This is a genomic window from Pseudonocardia nigra (assembly GCF_019396355.1).
In the GTDB taxonomy this organism is placed as follows: Bacteria; Actinomycetota; Actinomycetes; order Mycobacteriales; family Pseudonocardiaceae; genus Pseudonocardia; species Pseudonocardia nigra.
On sequence record NZ_JAHKRK010000013.1, the window covers coordinates 50,264 to 71,150 of the forward strand.

A 20,887-nucleotide genomic window follows, 5' to 3' on the forward strand; every position below is an offset into this window, starting at 1 on the left:
GAAGCGGGTGAGCATGAGCGACGGCAACGCTGCAACGCCGGTGCGCCGGATGCGCCGCGCCGACCGGCGCGAGCAGATCCTCGGCGCGGCCACGCGCGCGTTCGCCCGCACCGGGTTCGCCGGCACGGGCCTGGACGACGTCGCCGCCGAGGCCGGGATCACGCGCGTGCTGCTCTACCGGCACTTCGACTCGAAGGCCGACATGTACCGCGCCGCCCTCGACCGCGCGTGCGGCCGCCTGCAGGAGCGCGTCGGCGACGACGACTTCGACGACCGGTCGATCCCGGCGCTGCTCCGCGCCGCCGCGACCGATTGCGACGCGTTCCGCCTGCTGTTCCACCACGCCGCCCGGGAGCCGGAGTTCCGCGACGTCGTCGACGACCTGACCGCCGCATCGACCGATGTCGCCCGGCGCAACCTCGCCCCGCTGATCCCCGATGGCCCCTGGCTGGACTGGGCCGCCCGGCTGATCCCGGCGCTCACCGTCGAGGCCGTCATCGCCTGGCTCGACGCCGGTCAGCCCGACCCCGAGCACGCCGCCGAACGGATCGGGCAAGCCGTGCACGGGGTCATCCGCGCCGCCGCACAGTAGTGCGACCCGGGCGTGTTCATGGCGCCGATGCGCCCCGTCGTGGCCCGTGCGCCCCGTCGACGGGGCGCATCCGCCGAAACGGGGTGCATGAGGAACCGTCAGGGGCTGCGCCGGGAGCGCACCGCCCGGTAGGTGCGGTCGAGCGCGGTCATCGTCCGGTCGTAGGACTGCTGCGCCACCCCGACGAAGAGGCAGTCGATCACCGCGAGCTGGGCGATCCGGCTCGCCATCGCGCCGGAGCGGAACGTCGTCTCCCGGGCCGCGGTGGTGAGCACCAGGTCGGCGCACTCGGTCAGGGGCGACGGCGCGAAGTTGGTGATCGCGATCGTGCGGGCGCCGGACTCGCGGGCGACCCGGAGGGCGTCGACGGTGTCCGTGGTGGTGCCGGTGTGCGAGATCGCGATCGCCACGCAGCTGCCGTCGAGGAGCGCGGCCGAGGTGAGCGCGGCGTGCGGGTCCGGCCACGCGAAGGCGAGCAGGCCGATGCGGTGCAGCTTCTGGTGCAGGTCCTGGCCGACGAAACCGCTCGCGCCCAGCCCGTAGATGTCGATCCGCCGGGCACTCGCCACCGCCTCGACGGCCCGCCCGAGCGCGGCCAGGTCCAACGTGGCCGCGGTGTCCTCCACGGCCTTCGCGTCGCTGAACGCGATCTTGGCGACGACGTCGGCGAGCGTGTCGCTGCGGTCGATGTCCGAGGAGAGCACCGCGCCGTCGGGGCTGCCGGCGGCCTCGCGGCCGGTCTCGCGCGCGAGGGCGAGCCGCAGTTCGGGATAGCCGTGGAAGCCCGCCGACCGGCAGAACCGCATCACCGTCGCCACCGAGGTGGAGCACTCCTGCGCGAGCCTGCCGATCGACAGCTCCGCGGTGCCGTCCGGGTCGCGCAGCACGGCCTCGGCCACGCGCCGCTGCGCGGGCCGCAGCGACGGCAGCACGGCGCGGATCCGCACCAGCACGCCGCGGGCCACAGGCGATGACGTCATGCAGCGGAGCGTATCCGCACCGTCGATAACTTGTTACATCTGGATGCGAGTCTGCGACAACTCTTGACCACCGCTCGGCGCTGTGGTCCTGTAGCCGCCAACAGCAGCGGCGCAGCCCAACAGGCCGCACCCGATCCCGCGCGAGTGGAGGTCCAGGCGAGATGCTTCGAGACGTGTTGAGGAGCCGGCGGGGGGTGCGGCTCGGTGCGTTCGCGGTGGCGGGGGCGGTGCTGCTCAGCGCGTGCTCGGGCTCCGGTGGCGGCGACGCGCCCGCGGGCGGCGGCACTGCCGGGCCCGGCGGCCTCGTCATCGGCGCCACCTCCGACCCCGACACCCTCTTCCCCTGGAAGGCCACGCAGTTCCAGGCCGTCAACGTGCTGGAACAGCTCTACGGCACGCTCACCGAGCTGGACGAGGACCTCGAGGTCGTGCCCGGGCTCACGGAGTCGTGGCAGCTCTCCGAGGACGGCACCACCCTCACCCTGACGCTGCGCCAGGGCGTCACGTTCGCCGACGGCAGCACGTTCGACTCCGCCGACGTCAAGTCCTCCCTCGACCGGATCCGCGAGGAGGCGACGGGTGCCGTCGCGGCCGCGAGCCTGGCCTCGGTCACCGCGGTGGAGGCGCCCGACCCCTCCACGGTCGTGCTCACGCTGTCCGGCCCCGACGCCGGCATCCTCGCCGCGCTGGCGTCGGTGAACCTCGCGATGCTCTCCAGCGAGGACACCGAGGAGACCCTCGCCGAGACGTCGAACGGCACCGGCGCGTTCACGTTCGCCGAGCGCTCGCCGAACGAGTCGATCACCCTCACGGCCAACGAGTCCTTCTGGGGCGGCGCGCCCGCGCTGTCCTCGCTCGAGTTCCGGGTGATCCCGGACGAGACGTCGATCGTCTCGGCGCTGCAGTCCGGCAACGTGCAGTTCGCGGTGTTCGACGACCCGCTGGTCGCGCAGAGCGCGGAGGCCTCCGGGGTGCAGATCACGAAGACTCCGCAGCTGTCGTACCACGCCCTGCAGCTCAACGCCCGCAAGGCGCCACTGGACGACGTCGACGTGCGGCTGGCGATCCAGTGCGCCATCGACCGCCAGCAGGTGCTCGACACCGCGGCGCTCGGCGAGGGGGAGGTGACCGGGCCGATCACCTCCCCGGCCTACCGCTCCGACCCGGCGGCGCGCCCGTGCCCACAGCGCGACGTCGCGAAGGCGAAGGAGTACCTCGCGCAGGCCGGCCACGCGGGCGGTCTGACGATCTCGACGATCGTCTCCCAGGGCGAGTACGCCACGTCGGTCAACGAGGCCACGAACATCCAGGCGCAGCTGGCCGAGGCCGGTATCACGATGAACCTCGAGGTGCTGGAGTCCGGCGCCTACGTCGACCGCTGGGTGGCCGCCGACTTCCAGAGCGCCGTGGCGCTCAACGGCGGCCGGCCGGACCCGGACGGCATGTACGGGCGGTACTTCACGAGCACGGGCAACCTCAACGAGGTCGCGGGCTACAGCTCGCCCACACTGGACGGGCTGTTCGCCCAGGGCAAGGCCACCGCCGACCCCGCCGAGCGCAAGGCGATCTACGAGCAGGTCTCGGCCGAGCTGGAGAACAACGCGGCCTGGGTGTGGCTCTTCACCAGCTTCACCTACACCGCCACGACCCCCGACGTCAGCGGCTTCACGCCGATGGCCAACGGCTCGCTGAAGTTCCTGCGCGAGACCACCGTCAGCGGGTCATGACCACGATCCTCCGGCATCCACTGGCCAGGCGGCTCCTCGAGGCCGTCCTCACCCTCCTCGGCGTGGCCGTCCTGGTCTTCGTCATGCTCCGGGCGATCCCCGGCGACCAGATCACGGCCGGCCTCGGCACCGAGGCCGCTGCGCTCACCCCCGCGCAGCGCGCGGCACTGGAGGCCTACTACGGGCTCGACCAGCCCCTGGTGGTGCAGTTCTTCACCTGGCTCGGCGCCGTCCTCGCGGGCAACCTGGGCGCGTCGGAGCGCAGCGGCCAGTCGGTGCTGGAGATGACCGCGGCGGCCCTGCCGATCACGCTCGAGCTGGCGGTGTTGTCGCTGGTCGTCGGGCTGGTCCTCGGGGTCGCCGCGGCCATGCTGTCGGCGTCGCGGCCGAACTCCGCCCGCGACGCCGTCGGCCAGACGTTCGGCCTGGCCGGGCTGTCGATCCCGGCGTTCCTGCTGGGCTCGGCGCTGCTGGCGGCGTCGGCGCGGTTCCTCGGCTACAACCCCAACGCCGAGCAGTTCGCGCCGCTCTTCACGAATCCGGCGCTCAACCTCCAGCAGATGCTCATGCCGGCGCTGGTGCTCGGGTTCGGGCTCGCCGCCCCGATCATGCGGACGGCCCGCTCGGCGTTGCTGGAGGTCCGGTCCCAGGACTTCGTGCGCACCGCCCGAGGCAAGGGCGTGGGACCGCGGCGGATCCAGTACCGGCACGTGCTGCGCGGCGCACTCGTGCCGATCGTGACGATGACCGGCCTGCAGTTCGGCTACCTGCTCGGCGGGGCCGTCGTCGTCGAGCAGATCTTCTCCGTGCCGGGGATCGGCCGCCAGGTGCTCCTCGGGATCCAACAGAAGGAGTACGCCGTCGTGCAGAGCACGGTGCTCGTCATCGCGCTGACGTTCGTGCTGGTCAACCTGGCGACGGACCTGCTGTACCGCGTCATCGACCCACGGGTGCGTGCGGCATGACGGCCGACGTCGCCACCGGGGTCGGGCCGGCTGCGGCCCCGGGCCGGAGGGGTCTGCTGCGGCGGACGCTCGCGAGCCGCAGCGGGCTGGTCGGCGCCGTGCTCGTCGGGATCGTGGTGCTCGCCGCACTGGCCGCCGCCGTCGGTGCGCTGCCGTTCGACGCCATCAGCCAGAACCCCGCCGACCGCCTGCAGGGGCCGTCGGCGACGCACTGGTTCGGCACCGACCAGTTCGGCCGGGACGTGTTCGCCCGCTCCGCGGCGGGCGCGGCGAACTCGCTGCTCATCGCCGTGGTCGCCGTCGCGATCGCCACGGCCGTCGGCACCGTCTCCGGGGTGGTTGCCGGCTTCTTCGGCGGGTGGTCCGGCCGTTCGATCCTCGGGGTGACGAACGTGCTGTTCGCGTTCCCCCCGCTGCTGCTGGCGCTGGCGCTGGCGTCGGCGTTCCAGCGCAACTGGCTGACGGTGGCGATCGCCATCGCGATCGTCTACACCCCGATCTTCGTGCGGGTGACGCGCGGCCCGGTCCTGTCACTGCGCGAGGCCGACTTCGTCCGGGCCGCGACCGTCCTCGGGTTCTCCTCGCTGCGCACGCTGGCCCGGCACGTGCTGCCGAACATCGCCCCGATCGTGATCGTGCAGATCACGCTCTCGCTGTCCTGGGCGGTGCTGACCGAGGCATCGCTGAGCTTCCTCGGGCTCGGCACCCCTCCCCCGGCCCCGTCCCTGGGCTCGATGGTGCTGGAGGCGCGGGTGCTGGTGAACGTCGCGTGGTGGACGATGGCCGCCCCCGGCGCCGTGATCGTCGCGCTCGTCGTGGGGCTCAACCTGCTCGGCGACGGGGTGCGCGACGCGCTCGACCCGAAGAACGGAGAGCGTGGATGACCGGGTTCGCGGGCGAGCCGGACGAGCCGAACGGATTGCAGCAAAGCCACTTTGCTGCAACCACGTTGCGGGAAAGTGGCTTTGCTGCAACGGCGGATGGGGCTGCAACGGCGGATGGGGCTGCAACGGCGGATGGGGCTGCAACCCCGGGTGGGGACCTCGGCGGGCTCGAGACCGAGCAGGCCGACCCGCGCTACGCGGGGATCGACACGGCGAGCGTCGGCGAGCTCGCCGCGCTGATGAACGAGGCCGACGCGGAGGTCCCGGCCGCCGTCCGCGCCGCGCTCCCGCAGATCGTGCCGGCGATCGAGGCCGTGGTCGAGCGGATGCGCTCGGGCGGACGGCTGCTCTACGTCGGCGCCGGGACGCCCGGCCGGATCGGGGTGCTCGACGCGTCGGAGTGCCCGCCCACCTTCGGCACTCCGCCCGAGCTGGTCCGCGGCGTCATCGCGGGCGGCCGGGACGCGGTGTTCGCCGCCCAGGAGGGCGTGGAGGACGACGAGGACGCCGGTCGCGCCGCGATCGCCGGCGAGGACGTCCGCCCGGTCGACTCGGTGGTGGGCCTCGCGGCGAGCGGGCGCACCTCGTTCGTCGTGGCCGCCGTCGCGGAGGCGCGGGCACGCGGGGCGCTGACCGTCGGGCTGTCGTGCAACGCCGACACCCCGCTCTCCGCCGCGGCCGAGTACGCCATCGAGGTGCTGGTGGGCCGCGAGGTCGTCGCCGGGTCCACCCGGCTCAAGGCGGGCACCGCGCAGAAGCTGGTGCTCAACATGTTCTCGACGATCGTGATGGTCCGGCTCGGCAAGACCTACGGGAACCTCATGGTCGATCTGCACGCCTCCAACGGCAAGCTGCGGGAGCGGGCGATCCGCATGGTCACGACGGTCACGGGCGCTTCGCGGGACCGTGCCGCGGCCGCGCTCGAGGCGTCCGACATGCAGGTGAAGCTCGCGATCCTGCGCCTGGAGAGCGGGCTCGACGAGGCACAGGCCGAGGTCCGGCTCGCCGCCACCGGCGGCAGCCTGCGGGCGGCGATGGAGGGAGAGCGGTGAAGGTCCTCGGCATGATCTCCGGGACGTCGCACGACGGGATCGACGCCGCCGTCGTCGACTTCGGCTTGCACGGCGACGAGCTCCAGGGGCAGGTCACGGCCACGTCGAGCACGCCCTACGACCCGGCGCTGCGGGCCCGGATCCTCGCAGCACTCCCGCCCGCCTCGACGACGCTCGCCGAGGTCTGCGAGCTGGACACGCTCATCGGGCAGGCCTTCGCCGACGCGGCCGACAAGCTCGTGGCCGCGGCGTCCGTCGACGCGGTGTGCTCCCACGGGCAGACCGTCTTCCACTGGGTGGACGGCACCCATGCGCTCGGCACGCTGCAGCTGGGGCAGCCCGCGTGGATCGCGGAACGGCTCGGCGTGCCGGTGGTCGCCGACGTCCGGATCCGCGACATCGCCGTCGGCGGCCAGGGCGCGCCCCTGGTGTCCTACCTCGACACCCTGTTGCTCGGGGCGCTGCCGGGCCGTCCCGCCGCGCTGAACCTCGGCGGCATCGCGAACATGACCGTGCCCGGTGCCGCCGGCGGGGCACTGGCCTGGGACATCGGCCCGGCCAACGCGCTGGTCGACGCCGCGGTGCTGCGCACCGGCGCCCACCCCGCGGGCTACGACGCCAACGGCGCGATCGCCGCGCGCGGCCGGGTCGACGAGGACCTGCTCGCCGATCTGCTCACCGAGCCCTACTACCGGCTGCCCGCGCCGAAGAGCACCGGCAAGGAGCTGTTCCACGACGGCTACGTCGCCGCCGCGCTCGCCCGGCACGGCCGTCCCGTCGAGCCGGCCGACCTCATCGCCACGCTCACCGCGCTCACCGCGCAGATGGTGGCCGACGCGGTGCGCGCCGCCGGCGTCGACACCCTCGTGGTCTCGGGCGGCGGCTGTGCCAACCCGACGATGATGCGGATGCTCGCCGACCGCCTCGCCGGCGTGCGGATCGTGACCTCGGCCGAGCTGGGGGCGCCGCCGTCGGACAAGGAGGCGATCGCGTTCGCGCTGATCGGCTGGCAGACGCTGCACGGGCTGCCCGCGACGCTGCCGACGTGCACCGGCGCGAGCGCCGCCCGCGTCCTCGGCGCGATCACCCCGGGGGCTGGCCCGCTGCGGCTGCCGGAGCCGCTGACCGGCGCGCCGACCGCGCTGCGGCTCACGGTCGCCGAGGGGGTGGCGGTGTGAAGGGCGGCCCGGAGACCGTAACCGCTGCGACCGTGACTGCAGGCGCCCCCGTGCTCGAGGTCCACGACCTCGCCGTGGCCGCCGGTCGCCGCCGTCCCGTCGAGATCGTGCACGGGATCTACCTCACCCTGCGCCGCGGCGAGACCGTCGGGGTCGTCGGGGAGAGCGGGTCGGGCAAGTCGGTCACGATGCTCGCCCTGATGCGGTTGCTAGGCGACCCGCTGCGGATCACCCGCGGCAGCGTGCAGTTCCAGGGCCGCGACCTCGCCACGCTGAGCGAGCCGGAGATGCGCGGGCTGCGGGGCCGCGCGATCGCGATTGTCTACCAGGACCCGATGACCTCGCTGAACCCCTTCATGCGGGTGGGCGATCAGGTCATGGAGGCCCTGCGAGTGCACGGCGTCGACGCCGACGCGGCCCGCGCCCGCACGCTGGAGCTGTTCGCCCGGGTCGGGATCCCCGACCCGGAACGGACGAGCCGCTCCTATCCCCACGAGTTCTCCGGCGGGATGCGGCAGCGGGTCGTCATCGCGATGGCGCTCGCGCTGCGGCCAACCCTCCTCATCGCCGACGAGCCCACCACCGCGCTCGACGTCACCATCCAGCAGCAGATCCTCGCCCTCGTCGCCGAGCTGCAGCGCGAGATGGGCATGACGACGATCTGGGTCACTCATGACCTCGGCGTCGTCGCGCGGCTGGTCGAGCGCGTGATCGTGATGTACGGCGGGCACGTCGTGGAGGACGCGCCGGTGCAGCAGGTCTTCGCCGCACCGCAGCACCCCTACACCGAGCGGCTGCTGGCGTCGCTGCCCAACCCCGCCGACGACGCCCGTCCGCCGCTCGCCCAGATCCCCGGCCGCCCGCCGCTGCCCACCGAGCAGGTGCAGGGGTGTGTGTTCCGGCCGCGCTGCCCACAGGCCCGCGAGGTGTGCCTGGAGCAGCCCCCGCTGCTGGAGCGCGCGGCCGGCCGGGCCGCGTGCTGGGTCCCCCCGGAGGAGTGGACGTGATGCTCGAGGCGATCGACCTGGTCAAGCGCTTCCCGGTGCGCGAGTCGGATGCCGTCGTGCACGCCCTCAACGGCGTGTCGCTGACCCTGGCCGCCGGCGAGACGCTCGGCATCGTCGGCGAGTCCGGTTGCGGCAAGTCGACGCTGGCGAAGGTGCTGGTGCGCCTGGAGGACCCCACGTCGGGGCGCGTGGTGCTCGACGGCGTCGACCTCACCGCGCTGCGGGGCCGGAAACTCCGCGAGCAGCGGCGGCGGATCCAGATGGTGTTCCAGGACCCGTACTCGTCACTGGACCCGCGGCAGTCGGTCGGCAACGCGCTCGAGGAGGTGCTCACGGTCCACCGGATCGGCGCCTCGGCCCGCGACCGCGGCCGCCGGGTCGTGGAGCTGCTCGACCTCGTCGGGCTCTCCGAGGCCTTCGCCCAGCGGCTGCCGCACGAGATGTCCGGCGGGCAGCGCCAGCGCGTCGGGATCGCACGGGCGCTCGCCGTGGAGCCGCGGGTGCTGCTGCTCGACGAGCCGGTGTCCGCGCTGGACGTCTCGGTGCGCGCCGAGGTGATGAACCTGCTGGTGCACCTGCGCACGGAGCTGCAGCTGGCGTACGTCTTCATCAGCCACGACGTGGCGATGGTGCGCCAGATCAGCGACCGCGTCGCCGTCATGTACTTCGGACGCGTGGTTGAGGACGGCGGCTGGAAGGACGTGCTCGACTCGCCGTTGCACCCCTACACCTCCGGGCTGCGCGGCGCGGTCCCCGTGCCGGACCCGACGCTGGCCCAGCCGCTCGCGGCCACCGTCATCGGCGAGGTGCCCAACCCCGTCGCGCCGCCGTCGGGGTGCCCGTTCCACCCGCGCTGCCCGCTGGCCGAGGACGTCTGCCGCACCGACCTGCCGCCGCTCGAGGAGATCCGCTCCGGGCACCGGGCGGCCTGCCACGTGGCGGCCCGGTCGCTGTTCGCCACCCGATGATCCGGCCGGCGCGCGCCGACGACCTCGGCGGCGTCGTCGAGGTGTTCCTGGCCTGCTGGACGACGAGCTACGCCTCGTTCGACCTGCCCGCGATGGACCGCGACCGCGCCACCGGCCTGTGGCGAACGGCACTCGCGGACTCGGCGGCTTTCATCGCCGAGGACGGCGCCGTCCTCGGTGTCACGCGCTGCACGGCGGCGGCCGGTCGGGTCGACAGCCTCTACGTGCACCCACGGGCCCAGGGCACCGGGTTGGGCGTGCGGCTGCTCGCCACGTGCACCGAACACCTGCGGGAGGCCGGGGCGCGGACGGCCACGCTGTGGGTCTTCGCCCCGAACGCGCCCGCCCGCGCCTTCTACGAGCGGCAGGGGTGGCGGCCCACCGGACGCGAGCGCGTCGAGCCGGAGTACGGCGTGCCGGAGATCGAGCTCGAACGGTCGCTCGCGTGAGGGTGCAGGTCGCGGGGCAACTGGTGCGCGAGCCGACACGAGGTGCACCAGCGGCACCTTCCCCCCGTGATCGCTACAAACGGGACCAGAGCGACACATATGGCGCCCACGTCCCACAACCGACGATCACCGCCCCTGGGCCCCTCACATGCGGACTCGCCCCCCGCCGGCAGGCGGTCCTGTCATGACCGGCCTCGACGCGGTCGTGCGCGCGCTCGTCTCCCATGCCGACGACGGGTGTGCACCCCCGCCAGGGGCCTGTCTCGCGGTGCGGGCGCCGGACGTCGACAGGGTCGCCGTCGCGGGGCACCGGCAGGTGCTCGGCGTGCCCGATCCGCTCCCGATGACCGCCACCACCAGCCACGACCTGGCGTCCGTCACGAAGGTGGCGGGCACGACGAGTGCGTTGCTGGCCCTCGCCTCCGCGGGCGGGCTCGACCTCGCCGACCCGGTGCGCCGGTACCTGCCCGGCGCCGGCCCGATGACGATCGACGATCTGCTGCTGCACCGCGCCGGGCTGTGGGAGTGGTGGCCGACGTACTGCGACGTCACCGACCCCGACGCGGGTCGGCAGCTGGTGCGGGAGCTGCCGCTGCGGTACGCCCCGGGGGCCGGGCGGCACTACTCGGACCTCGGTTTCATGCTGCTCGGTCAGGTCGTCGAGGCCGCTGCGGGAGCCGCGCTGCCGGTCGCCGTCCGGGAACTGGTGCTCGACCCGGCCGGGATGACGCACACGGCGTTCGGCGCGCCCGTGGGCGGCGAGGTCGCGGCGGGCGGGCTCGGTGACGTGATCGAACGGCGGATGCTCGACACCGGCGACCCCTACCCCGTCCCGCGCTCGGCCGCCGACTTCGCCGGGTGGCGCGAGCACGTCCTCGTCGGCGAGGTGGACGACGGGAACGCGTTCCACACCTTCGGCGGCGCGTCCGGGCACGCCGGGCTGTTCTCGACGGTCGAGGACCTGCTGCGGCTCGGCGACGCGCTGTGCCGCAGCGCGTCCGGGGACGGGCCGTGGCCGGCGCTCGGCGCGTTCCTCGCGGGCGGCCCGGACGCGGGCCAGTCCCGTGGCTTCCGCTCGTGGTCGACGACGGCCGCGGGCTGCACGGTCACCGCCTTCGGGCACCCTGGCTTCACCGGCAGCACTTTCGCGGTGCTGCCCGAGCACGCCGCGACCGTCGTCCTGGCCACGAACCGGCTGCACGTCAGCGGGCCGCCGGTGCCGAACGAGGCCATGTGGCGCCCGGCGCTCGACGCCGCGCACGCGGTGCTGCACGCCGGCTGATCCACATCGACCCGGGTCGAGCCTGCGCGGCAACGGCCTCCCGGACCGCCGGGACGGCGGCCGCTAGCCTCTCGACATGGTCGACCCGGCCCTGCTCGACTGGTTGCTCGACTCCGACCCGGCGCTGCGCTGGCAGGTCGAGCGCGACCTCGCGGGCGCGCCGCAGGAGGCGTGGGGTGCGACTCGCGCCCGGATCGCCAGGGAGGGGTTCGGAGCGCGACTGCTCGCGCTGCAGGATCCCGACGGGCAGTGGGCCGGCGGACCGTTCTTCCCGAGCGACTTCGACTTCCACGGCCCCGAGGCGGCCGAGGGCGCGGGGCAGCCGTGGACCGCGACGACGTGGACGCTCAACACCCTCCGCGACTGGGGCCTCGACGCCGCCGCGCTCGCCGGCACAGCCGACCTGCTCGCCGCGAACAGCCGGTGGGACTACGACGACCTGCCGTACTGGGGCGGCGAGGTCGACTGCTGCATCAACGCCTACACGCTCGCCAACGGCTCGTGGCTCGGGGCCGACGTCTCGGGAATCGCCGATGGTTCCTCGACCACCGCATGGCCGACGGCGGCTGGAACTGCGAATGGGTCGAGGACTCGACCCGCTCCTCGTTCCATTCCACGCTCAACTCCCTGAAGGGGCTGTTGTACTTGGAGGCCGCCACCGGCGGCTCCGACGCGCTGCGCACCGCCCGTCGGGCCGGCGAGGAGTACCTGCTGCAGCGTCGACTGCTGCGCACCCTGTCGACCGGCGAGCTCGTCGGGCCGTGGGCCACCCGGTTCGCCTACCCGTTCCGCTGGATCTACAGCGTGCTGAACGCGGCGGAGCACTTCCGGGCGGCGGCGCTGCACGACGAGGTCGCGCCCGATCCTCGGTTGGCGGAAGCGATCGAGGTGATCCGCGCCGCCCGCCGACCCGACGGCACCTGGCTGCAGGAACGCCGCCACCCCGGCCGGGTCTGGTTCGAGGTCGACGTGGCGCCCGGCGAGCCGTCCAAATGGCTCTCGTTCTACGGCACACGCGTACTCGCGTGGTGGGACGGGCGGCTCACGCCTGGCTGAGCTCGGTCGGCAGTACCTGCGCGAACGCGAACCGGGAGTGATCGTCGACGGCCACGCGGTCGAAGCGGATTCGGGCGGTGCGGCGCCGGTCCGCGATGTCGCGGCCGAGTAGCCGCCATCCGCCGCCCCCGGGGATGTGCGTGACCTATCGACGATCGACTATGGGGGTCATCGCGAGGTGACACGTTCCGGTGATATCGGTTCCACTGTTACACATTGCTCCAGTCCCATTCGGCGCGAACGGACCGCAGCACCCGCTACGGCCGTCGCTTCGATATTCCTGGAGGAATTGGTGCAGAACGATCGGAGCGCACTTCGCATCAACGGGCGGGAGTACCGGCATCCCGCCGAACCCGTCGTGGTGGTCTGCATCGACGGCAGCGAACCGGAGTACCACGAGAAGGCCATCGCCAGTGGCCACATGCCCTACCTGGCCTCGGTCGTCGAGCGCGGCGGCAGCTTCGACGCCGAATGCGCGATGCCGTCGTTCACCAATCCGAACAACCTCTCGATCGCCACGGGAGTTCCGCCCGCGGTGCACGGGATCTGCGGGAACTACTTCTACGACAGCACCACCGACTCCGAGGTGCTGATGAACGACCCGCGATTCCTGCGAGTTCCGACGCTCTTCGCCGAGTTCGAACGGGCCGGCGCCCGGGTGGCGGTGGTGACCGCCAAGGACAAGCTGCGCAGGCTGCTCGGTGCCGGCCTGCAGCACGGCGTCTGTTTCTCGGCGGAGTTCGCCGAGCGCGCCACCCGGGAGGAGAACCGGATCACCGGCCTGCTCGACCTCGTCGGGCAGCCGCAGCCCTCGGTCTACAGCGCCGAGCTCAGCGAGTTCGTGCTCGCGGCGGGCGTCCGGCTCCTGGAGCGTGACCGCCCCGATCTGATGTACCTCTCGCTCACCGACTACATCCAGCACAAGCACGCCCCGGGATCGCCGGTCGCCACCGAGTTCTACGCGATGATGGACAGCTACTTCGCGCAGCTCGACGCCCTGGGGCCCGCTGTGGTGATCACCGCCGATCACGGCATGAACGCGAAGTCCGACGAGCACGGTGAACCCCGGGTCGTCTTCCTGCAGCCCCACCTCGACGGTTGGCTCGGGGCGGGCACAGCCCGCGTGATCCTCCCGATCACCGATCCGTACACCGCCCACCACGGCGCGCTCGGCTCCTTCGCCACCGTGTATCTCCCCTCCGACGCCGACCGCGCGGCGACCGCGGCCCGGCTCGCAGAGCTGGCCGGTATCGACCGCGTCCTGGATCGCGAGACCGCATGTGTGACCTTCGAGCTGCCCGCGGACCGCGTCGGTGATCTGGTGCTGATCTCCGAGCGGAACACGGCCCTCGGCACCGAGCCCGCGCGCCACGACGTCTCGCAGCTGGACGAGCCGCTGCGCTCGCACGGCGGGCTCACCGAGCAGCGGGTGCCGTTCCTGGTGAACCGTGAGGTCGTCGGCCTGCCGGAGGCGCACCGCCTGCGCAACTTCGACGCCTACTGGGTGGCGCTGAACAACCTGGTGCCCGCGCGCGTTCCCGCCGCCCGGCCCGGGGAGGCGGTGACATGACCGAAACCGCACCCCGGCTGCAGACGGGCAACGACGCCCTCGTGCCGCTCTACCGGCGGTGGCGGGTGCAGATCTTCGCGATCACGTGGGTGGCCTACGCGGGTTTCTACTTCACCCGCCAGGCCTTCTCCGTGGCCAAGGTCGGGATCCTCGAGGACCCGGCGGTCAACCTGACGCTCACCAAGGCCATGCTCGGCAACCTCGACGCGCTCTACCTCGCGGCCTATGCGATCGGCCAGTTCACCTGGGGCACGCTCGCCGACCGCTTCGGGCCGCGGGTCGTGGTGCTCGGCGGGCTCGCGATGTCGGCCGTCGCCGCGACGCTGCTCGGCGTGGTGCCTGCACTGGTCCTGTTCGCCCCACTGATGGTGGTGCAGGGGCTGGCCCAGTCCACGGGCTGGTCGGCGCTCTGCAAGAACGTCTCGCAGTTCTTCGCGATCGGCGAGCGGGGCCGGGTGCTCGGCCTGTGGAGCACGAACTACGCCTTCGGCGGCCTGGTCGCGGCGCCGTTCGTCGGCTGGATCGCCTACGGCGTCGTCGGGACGTGGCGAGCGGCCTTCCTCGCGGGCGCCGCGGTCGTCGCGGTCGTGCTCGTCGCGTTCGCGGCCCTGCAGCGCAACCGCCCCACCGACGTCGGGCTGCCGCCCATCGACGAGTTCCGCAGCGATGTCGTCCCGCCCGCCTCCAACGCGGCGCCGATCCCACCGCGGTCGGTGCGCGAGGCGCTGGTCGCCGCCGTGGGAGACCGCATGGTGCTCACCCTCGGTGCCTCGTACTTCCTGCTCAAGCCGGCCCGCTACGCGATCCTGCTGTGGGGACCGGTCATCGTCATCGAGCGCATCCCGGAGGCGGGGATGCTCGAGGCCGTCGTCATCCCGGTCGCGTTCGGCGTCGCCGGGCTCGCCGCGCCGATCCTGATCGGCCTGGTGTCGGACAAGCTGTTCCAGGCCCGCCGGATCCCGCCCGCCGTCCTGAGCCTGCTCGGCCTGGTTGCCGTGCTCGTGCTGTTCGTCCCGCTGACGGCGTCGGGCGACGTCACCATTGTCGTGGTGATGCTGGCGCTGATCGGCCTCACCGTCTACGCCGCCGACGCGATGATCTCCTGCGTCTGCGCGGTCGACTTCGGCACCTCCGAGCACGCCGGCGCGTCCGCCGGCTTCGTCAACGGGTGCGGCTCGGTCGGGGCCATCCTCGGCGGGCTGCTGCCCGGCTACCTCGGTGCCGGCGCCCTGTTCTACGGCTTCGCCGGCGCGGCGCTCCTCGCCGCGCTCCTGCTCGTGCCCCGTTGGAACTCGATGCCCGCGGCGGCCTGACCGCCGCAGATCCGGAAGGACGGCAGTGCGATGACGACACGACACACCGATGTGGCCGTGATCGGCGGCGGGATCGTGGGCCTGGCCCACGCCCTGGCGGCGGCGCGCCGGGGCGAGCGGGTGACGTTGTTCGAACGGGACGAGCGCGCCGTCGGCGCGTCCGTCCGCAACTTCGGCCTCCTGTGGCCGATCGGCCAGCCCGCCGACCTGTACCCGCGGGCCCTGCGGAGCCGGGAGATCTGGCTCGACCTGCTCAAGCGCAGCGGGGCCTGGTACGCGGAGTCGGGATCGCTGCACCTGGTGCGCCACGCCGACGAGCAGGACGTGCTCGAGGAGTTCCTGGCCACCACCCCGGCCGCGGTCGAGAACGGCGCCCGGATGCTCACCCCGGCCGAGGTCGCCGAACGCTCCGACGTGGCCCGGCCCGACGGGCTCCGCGGCGCCATGTGGAGCCCGACCGAGATCAACGTCGACCCGCGGGAGGCCGTCCCGGCGGTCGCCGAGGTGCTGGCCGCCGACTTCGGCGTCGAGATCGTGTACGGCGCCGCGGTCCGGGAGGTCGACCTGCCCGTCGTGGCGACGACGGCCGGTGCCTGGCGGGCCGAGCGCGCGATCGTGTGCAGCGGGAACGAGTTCCAAGCGCTGTACCCGGATGTGTTCGCCGCCGCCGGGATCCGGCGCTGCAAGCTGCAGATGATGCGGACCGGTGCACAGCCGCCCGGATGGGCACTGGGCCCGTCGCTCTGCGCCGGGCTGACCCTGCTGCACTACAAGGCCTTCGCCCACTGCACGAGCCTCGAGCCGCTGCGCAGGCGCTTCGCGGCCGAACTGCCCGAGCACCTCGCCCACGGCATCCACGTGCTGGTCTCGCAGACCGCCGACGGCGCGGTCACCATCGGCGACAGTCACGACTACGGCCTGACCCACGACCCGTTCGAGCACGAGGCCGTCAACCGGGCGATCCTCGACTACTTCTCGACCTTCGCCGCCCTGCCCCGGCCCGCGATCGCGGAGCGCTGGCACGGCGTCTACCCCTCGCTGCCCGACGGCGCCGCCGACCTGGTGGCCCACCCCGCGCCGGGCGTCACGGTCGTCAACGGCCTCGGTGGCGCCGGCATGACCCTGTCGTTCGGCCTGGCCGAGGACCTGCTCGCCCATGCGTGAGCGAGCTTGCGAGCTCACCGTTCAGCACAGTAGCCCGACCTGGGAGGCGTGATGGATCCCCAGCACGTGCACAACCACATCGACGGGCGCTGGGTCGCACCGGAGACCGGCCGCACCCGTCCCGACGTGAACCCCGCCGACACCGGCGACGTGATCGGCGAGTTCGCGGAGTCCGGCGGGGTCGACGCGGAGGCGGCCGTCGCGGCCGCACATCGCGCCGGGCCCGCGTGGCGTGCACTCGGCCCGATCGCCCGGGCGGCGTACCTGCGCCGGGCGTGGCAGCTGCTCACCGAGCGGCGGGACGACTTCGCCGATGCGATCACCCGCGAGCAGGGCAAGCGGACGGCGGAGGCCCGCGGCGAGGTGGACCGGGCGCTGGCCGTGCTCGACTTCACCGCGGGCGAGGCACGCCGGCTCAACGGGGTCACCACCCCGGCCGAGGAGGCGCGCACGTTCGCGTGCACCTTCCGGGTGCCGATCGGCGTGGTCGGGCTGATCACGCCGTGGAACTTCCCGCTGGCCATACCGATGTGGAAGGTCGCGCCCGCACTGCTGGCCGGGTGCCCGGCCGTGCTCAAGCCGTCGCCGCTCACCCCGCTCACCGCGGCGCTGCTCGTGCAGCTGTTCGCCGACGCCGGCCTGCCCGACGGGGTGCTCAACCTCGTACAGGGCGACCGCCCGGTCGGCGAGGCACTGGTGGCGCACCCGGACGTCGCCGGGATCTCGTTCACCGGTTCGGTCCCGGTCGGCGTCGCGATCCAGCGGGCCGGTGCGCCGCGGCTGCTTCGGACCCAGCTCGAACTGGGCGGCAAGAACGCCGTCATCGTCCTGGCGGACGCCGATCTCGAAGCGGCGACGGACGCGATCGTGCACGGCGCGTTCGGCCAGGCCGGGCAGCGGTGCAGCGCCACCAGCCGGGTCGTGGTGGACCGCCAGGTGGAACAGGCGCTGCTGGACCGGCTCGTCGAGCGGGTGTCCGCCCTGCGCGTGGGCCCCGGCGCCGCGGCGGAAACCGACGTGTGCCCCGTCGTCGACGGCGACCGGCTGGCAGCGTGCCTCGCCGCCGTCGAGCAGGCCCAGACCGAGGGGGCGAAGGTGGCCTGCGGGGGCTTTGCGGCGTCGGGCCCCACGCCAGGCTTCTACATGCAGCCCACGGTGCTGCGCGACGTCGAGCCGGACGCGACCATCGCCCAGGAGGAGGTCTTCGGCCCGGTGCTCTCGGTCATCGGCTGCGACGGCTTCGACGACGGCATGCGGATCTCCAACTCGGTGCGGTACGGGATGTCGGGCACGCTGTTCACGCGGGACCCGGCGCGGATGTTCGAGGCGCTCGAGCGTTTCGAGGCCGGCATGCTGCACGTCAACCGGCCCGGCGTCGGGGCGTACGCGCACCTGCCGCACTCCGGGGCGAAGGCGTCGCAGTTCGGTCCGCCCGAGTGCTCCCCGCAGGTCTGGGACTTCTACACCGAGTGGCGGTCGGCCTGCATCAGCTACTGATCGTCCCGCCGATCTGCGCCTACTGATCCGGGCCGCCCGGCCGTAGCCTTCGGCCGGGCGGCGACGACGCGCCCACGACCGAGGACGGGTGCATGCAGCTCAACCTCCACCGCTTGTGGATCTTCCTCCAGGTGCTCGACTGCGGTGGCTTCTCCGCGGCCGCGCAGAAGCTCTACATGAGCCAGCCGTCGGTCTCTGGGCAGGTGCGGCAGCTCGAGCAGTCCCTGAAGGCCACGCTTGTCGACCGGTCGGGAGCCCGGATCCGGCCGACGGCGGAGGGCGAGGTGCTCGCCGAGCACGCGCGCCGGATCTTCCTGCTCGCGGACGAGGCCATCGCCGCGATCCAGCAGGTGCAGGGCCTCGCCGCCGGCCGGATCACGGTCGCGGGCACGAGCACGGTCGGGACCTACCTGCTCCCACCGCTCATCGCCCGGTTCGTGCGCGAGCACCCCGACATCGAACACGGCCTGCAGGTCGGCAACGGCGAGCAGGTACAGCGCTGGCTGCTCGACGGGGAGGTCGGCCTCGCCGTGCTCGCCGGGCGGCCCAACGCGCCCCAGCTCGTGGTGGAGCCGATGTTCAGCGACCGGATCGTCCTCATCGGACGCCCGGACCATCCGCTGGCCGGGCGGGTCGTGGCGCCGTCGGAGCTGGCGAGCGAGCGGTTCCTGCTGCGCGAGCACGGCTCGGCCACCCGGCTGCTCCAGCAGACGGAGCTCGAGCGGTGGGACCTCGCCGGAGCCACCACGGCCGACATGTGGGGCCCGGAGACGCTCAAGCAGGCGGTCAGCGCCGCGCTGGGGGTGTCGCTGATCTCGGAGCACGCGGTCGCCAGGGACACCGCGCTGGGCGCGCTCGCCGTCATCGACGTGCGACCCGCACCGCCCGCCCGGCCCGTCGTCGTCGCGCACCGGCGGGACCGGTTGCTCTCCCCCGCCGAGCGCGCGTTCATGGCGATGCTGCGCGAGCTCGCCGACTGGCCGGAGTGACGCCGGGCGGGGTCAGCCCGTTCCCGTCTCCCACAGCCGGCCGTCCGCAAGCCGCAGCGCGCGGTCCACCCGGATCTCCGCGAGGAACCGCTCGTCGTGGCTGACCACCACGAACGCGCCCTCGTAGGCCGCGAGGGCGCCCTCCAGCTGCCCGACGCTGACCAGGTCGAGGTTGTTGGTCGGTTCGTCGAGCAGCAGCAGCTGCGGCGCCGGTTCGGCGAACAGGACGCAGGCCAGGGTGGCGCGCAGCCGCTCACCCCCGGACAGCACCCCGACCGGGAGGTGGATGCGGCAGCCCCGGAACAGGAAACGGGCGAGCAGACGCATCCGCTGCGCCTCCGGCAGCGCGGGCGCGAACGCGGCCAGGTTCTCCGCCACGGTGCGGTCGACGTCGAGGAGGTCCAGGCGCTGGGACAGCGAGGCGACCCGGCCGTCGGCCCGTCGGACCGTGCCGCCGTCCGGCTCCAGCTCGCCGCTGACCAGGCGCAGCAGCGTGGACTTGCCCGCGCCGTTGGGGCCGATCAGCGCGATCCGCTCGGGCCCGCGGATCACCAGGTCGAGGCCGTCGGCGGCGAACAGGGCACGCTCGACGCGGCGGACCTGCATCCGTTCGCCGAGGAACACCGTGCGGCCGGCCGGGACCCGTGTCCCCGGCAGCGCCAGCGCGATCTTCTTTTCGTCGCGCACGGCTCGGCCCGCCTCGTCGAGCCGGGCCTTGGCCTCGTCGACCCGCGCCGCGTGCGTCTCGTTCGACTTCCCCGCCGACTCCTGGGCGCGTCGCTTCAGACCGCCGGCGACGATCCTCGCCAGGCCGGCGTTGCCGAGGTTGCGGGCAGCGGCTCCCGCCCGGCGCGCGGCGCGCTCACGGGCCTGTTGCATCTCCCGCTTCTCCCGCTTGACCTCCTGCTCGGCGTTGCGGAGGTTCTTCTCCGCCACCTCGCGGGCGGCACGCACCGCCTCGTCGTAGGCCGTGTAGTTCCCGCCGTACGAGCGGAGCTCGCCGCGGTCGAGCTCGGCGATCCGGTCCATCCGGTCGAGCAGCGCCCGGTCGTGGCTGACCAGCAGCAGGCACCCGCCCCACTCCTCGAGCACCCCGTAGAGCGTGCGGCGGGCGTCGAGGTCGAGGTTGTTGGTCGGCTCGTCGAGCAGCAGGACGTCGGGCCGCTTCAGCAGCTGTGCGGCCAGACCGAGGGAGACGACCTGGCCTCCGCTGAGCGTGTGCAGGCGCCGCGTGAGCTCGACGTCCCCGAGGCCGAGCCGATCCAGCTGGGCGCGCGTGCGCTCCTCGACGTCCCAGTCGCTGCCGATCGTCGTGAAGTGCTCCTCGCTCGCGTCCCCCGATTCGATCGCGGCGATCGCCCGGAGCACCGGAGCGACCCCCAGGACCTCGGCAACGGTGAGGTCACCGGCGAAGGGCAGGCTCTGCGGGAGACAGCCGACCACCCCGTCGACGGACACGGCTCCGCCACTCGGCCGGTACTCACCGGCGATCAGCTTGAGCAGCGTGCTCTTCCCGGCCCCGTTCGGCGCCACGAGGCCGGTGCGGCCGCCGCCGACGGTGAAGGACAGGTCCTGGAAGACCGGGGTGTCGTCGGACCAGGAGAAGGACAGGTTCGAACAGACGATGAACGCATCGGACATGCGAGAGCCGTCACGGGTGATGCGGGCGCGCCGGGGCGCCCGGCAGGGGGTCAGGGGACGACGAAACGGCCACCGCAGCGCTGCGTGGGCGCGCCAGTGGGCCGGCACAGCTCCGGTATCACTCGGAGCTGTCGTCGTCCCCTATCACCGCTGGTCTCCTTCTCCCGCTCGTCACCGACTTTAGTGACGCCGACGAGGGCGACGTGAGAGGGATTGACGAGGCAGCGAAGCCCCGCGCTCAACTGGCTGTGGTCCTGTTCTTTTGCTCCAGGTGACCACAGGATAGTTGCGTATGAGACCAAGCGAGAGGTCTCTGTACGCGAGCCCGGGAGGCATGGCGAGCATCTCGCAGGGCGACCACGCCATCAGTAGTTCGCCAAGCCGACCGAAGGCTTGCTCGCGCAAACAACGAGAGTCTCCGTGATCCATTCACTATTGTAAATCTCGCGTTCACTCGAATAGCCCCGTTGCTCGAAAGCATGTTCGACTAAACTCGGTGGCATGTCCGCTGTTGCCGACGCGTACCGCCACCTGCAGGTGGCGGTCGACGAACTGTGCGCGGCCGCGGAATCG

Annotated in this window: 19 protein-coding genes; 17 read left to right on the forward strand and 2 right to left on the reverse strand. The window is 72.9% G+C overall.

Annotation, left to right across the window (positions count from 1 at the left end):
• Window positions 1–13: 13 nt before the first annotated feature.
• Window positions 14–592 carry a TetR/AcrR family transcriptional regulator gene (locus KME75_RS05775; protein WP_219413478.1) on the forward strand — a complete coding sequence of 193 codons (579 nt, stop codon included), beginning with the start codon at window positions 14–16 and terminating at the stop codon, window positions 590–592.
• Between the two features lie 98 nt (window positions 593–690).
• Here KME75_RS05775 and KME75_RS05780 read toward each other — a convergent pair whose 3' ends face one another.
• Window positions 691–1,572 carry a MurR/RpiR family transcriptional regulator gene (locus KME75_RS05780; RefSeq protein ID WP_219413479.1) on the reverse strand — a complete coding sequence of 294 codons (882 nt, stop codon included), beginning with the start codon at window positions 1,570–1,572 and terminating at the stop codon, window positions 691–693.
• A 194-nt stretch (window positions 1,573–1,766) separates the two neighbouring features.
• Between KME75_RS05780 and KME75_RS05785 the strand changes: the two genes are divergently transcribed.
• The 16 genes from KME75_RS05785 (at window position 1,767) to KME75_RS05855 (ending at window position 18,673) form a co-directional block, all read left to right on the forward strand.
• The gene (locus tag KME75_RS05785) at window positions 1,767–3,299 is read left to right on the forward strand and encodes an ABC transporter substrate-binding protein (protein WP_219413480.1); all 1,533 of its coding nucleotides are present in this window, start codon (window positions 1,767–1,769) and stop codon (window positions 3,297–3,299) included.
• Window positions 3,296–4,264 carry an ABC transporter permease gene (locus tag KME75_RS05790; RefSeq protein ID WP_219413481.1) on the forward strand — a complete coding sequence of 323 codons (969 nt, stop codon included), beginning with the start codon at window positions 3,296–3,298 and terminating at the stop codon, window positions 4,262–4,264. Before KME75_RS05785 ends, KME75_RS05790 begins: the two co-directional genes overlap by 4 nt.
• A complete protein-coding gene (locus KME75_RS05795; RefSeq protein WP_219413482.1) occupies window positions 4,261–5,148 on the forward strand; it encodes an ABC transporter permease in 888 nt (295 codons plus the stop codon). The genes KME75_RS05790 and KME75_RS05795 overlap by 4 nt, the downstream gene beginning before the upstream one ends.
• Entirely contained in the window at window positions 5,145–6,200 is a 1,056-nt protein-coding gene (gene murQ, locus KME75_RS05800) for an N-acetylmuramic acid 6-phosphate etherase (RefSeq protein ID WP_219413483.1), read from the forward strand. Before KME75_RS05795 ends, murQ begins: the two co-directional genes overlap by 4 nt.
• Window positions 6,197–7,378 carry an anhydro-N-acetylmuramic acid kinase gene (locus KME75_RS05805; protein WP_308282584.1) on the forward strand — a complete coding sequence of 394 codons (1,182 nt, stop codon included), beginning with the start codon at window positions 6,197–6,199 and terminating at the stop codon, window positions 7,376–7,378. The genes murQ and KME75_RS05805 overlap by 4 nt, the downstream gene beginning before the upstream one ends.
• Before the next feature lie 32 nt (window positions 7,379–7,410).
• On the forward strand, window positions 7,411–8,385 hold the full coding sequence (locus KME75_RS45650; protein ID WP_308282585.1) for an ABC transporter ATP-binding protein: 975 nt from the start codon (window positions 7,411–7,413) through the stop codon (window positions 8,383–8,385).
• On the forward strand, window positions 8,385–9,353 hold the full coding sequence (locus KME75_RS05815; protein WP_219413501.1) for an ABC transporter ATP-binding protein: 969 nt from the start codon (window positions 8,385–8,387) through the stop codon (window positions 9,351–9,353). The genes KME75_RS45650 and KME75_RS05815 overlap by 1 nt, the downstream gene beginning before the upstream one ends.
• Window positions 9,350–9,802: a GNAT family N-acetyltransferase gene (locus tag KME75_RS05820; RefSeq protein WP_219413485.1), complete on the forward strand. Its 453-nt coding sequence runs from the start codon at window positions 9,350–9,352 to the stop codon at window positions 9,800–9,802. Before KME75_RS05815 ends, KME75_RS05820 begins: the two co-directional genes overlap by 4 nt.
• Window positions 9,803–9,986: 184 nt before the next feature.
• On the forward strand, window positions 9,987–11,084 hold the full coding sequence (locus KME75_RS05825; RefSeq protein WP_219413486.1) for a serine hydrolase domain-containing protein: 1,098 nt from the start codon (window positions 9,987–9,989) through the stop codon (window positions 11,082–11,084).
• 76 nt (window positions 11,085–11,160) lie between these two features.
• Window positions 11,161–11,715 carry a hypothetical protein gene (locus KME75_RS45655; RefSeq protein WP_308282586.1) on the forward strand — a complete coding sequence of 185 codons (555 nt, stop codon included), beginning with the start codon at window positions 11,161–11,163 and terminating at the stop codon, window positions 11,713–11,715.
• A 14-nt stretch (window positions 11,716–11,729) separates the two neighbouring features.
• On the forward strand, window positions 11,730–12,140 hold the full coding sequence (locus tag KME75_RS45660) for a hypothetical protein (protein WP_308282587.1): 411 nt from the start codon (window positions 11,730–11,732) through the stop codon (window positions 12,138–12,140).
• A 292-nt stretch (window positions 12,141–12,432) separates the two neighbouring features.
• Window positions 12,433–13,710, forward strand: coding sequence for a phosphonoacetate hydrolase (gene phnA, locus KME75_RS05835; protein ID WP_219413487.1), 1,278 nt, complete (start codon window positions 12,433–12,435; stop codon window positions 13,708–13,710).
• A complete protein-coding gene (locus KME75_RS05840) occupies window positions 13,707–15,023 on the forward strand; it encodes an MFS transporter (protein WP_219413488.1) in 1,317 nt (438 codons plus the stop codon). Before phnA ends, KME75_RS05840 begins: the two co-directional genes overlap by 4 nt.
• 30 nt (window positions 15,024–15,053) lie before the next feature.
• The gene (locus tag KME75_RS05845) at window positions 15,054–16,187 is read left to right on the forward strand and encodes a TIGR03364 family FAD-dependent oxidoreductase (protein ID WP_219413489.1); all 1,134 of its coding nucleotides are present in this window, start codon (window positions 15,054–15,056) and stop codon (window positions 16,185–16,187) included.
• 51 nt (window positions 16,188–16,238) lie between these two features.
• A complete protein-coding gene (locus KME75_RS05850; protein ID WP_219413490.1) occupies window positions 16,239–17,684 on the forward strand; it encodes an aldehyde dehydrogenase family protein in 1,446 nt (481 codons plus the stop codon).
• Window positions 17,685–17,776: 92 nt separating this feature from the next.
• Window positions 17,777–18,673, forward strand: a complete 897-nt coding sequence (locus tag KME75_RS05855; protein ID WP_219413491.1) for a LysR family transcriptional regulator — start codon at window positions 17,777–17,779, stop codon at window positions 18,671–18,673.
• A 12-nt stretch (window positions 18,674–18,685) separates the two neighbouring features.
• On the opposite strand, the gene KME75_RS05860 is transcribed toward KME75_RS05855, so the two are convergent.
• Window positions 18,686–20,314, reverse strand: coding sequence for an ABC-F family ATP-binding cassette domain-containing protein (locus tag KME75_RS05860; RefSeq protein WP_219413492.1), 1,629 nt, complete (start codon window positions 20,312–20,314; stop codon window positions 18,686–18,688).
• Window positions 20,315–20,887 lie beyond the last annotated feature (573 nt).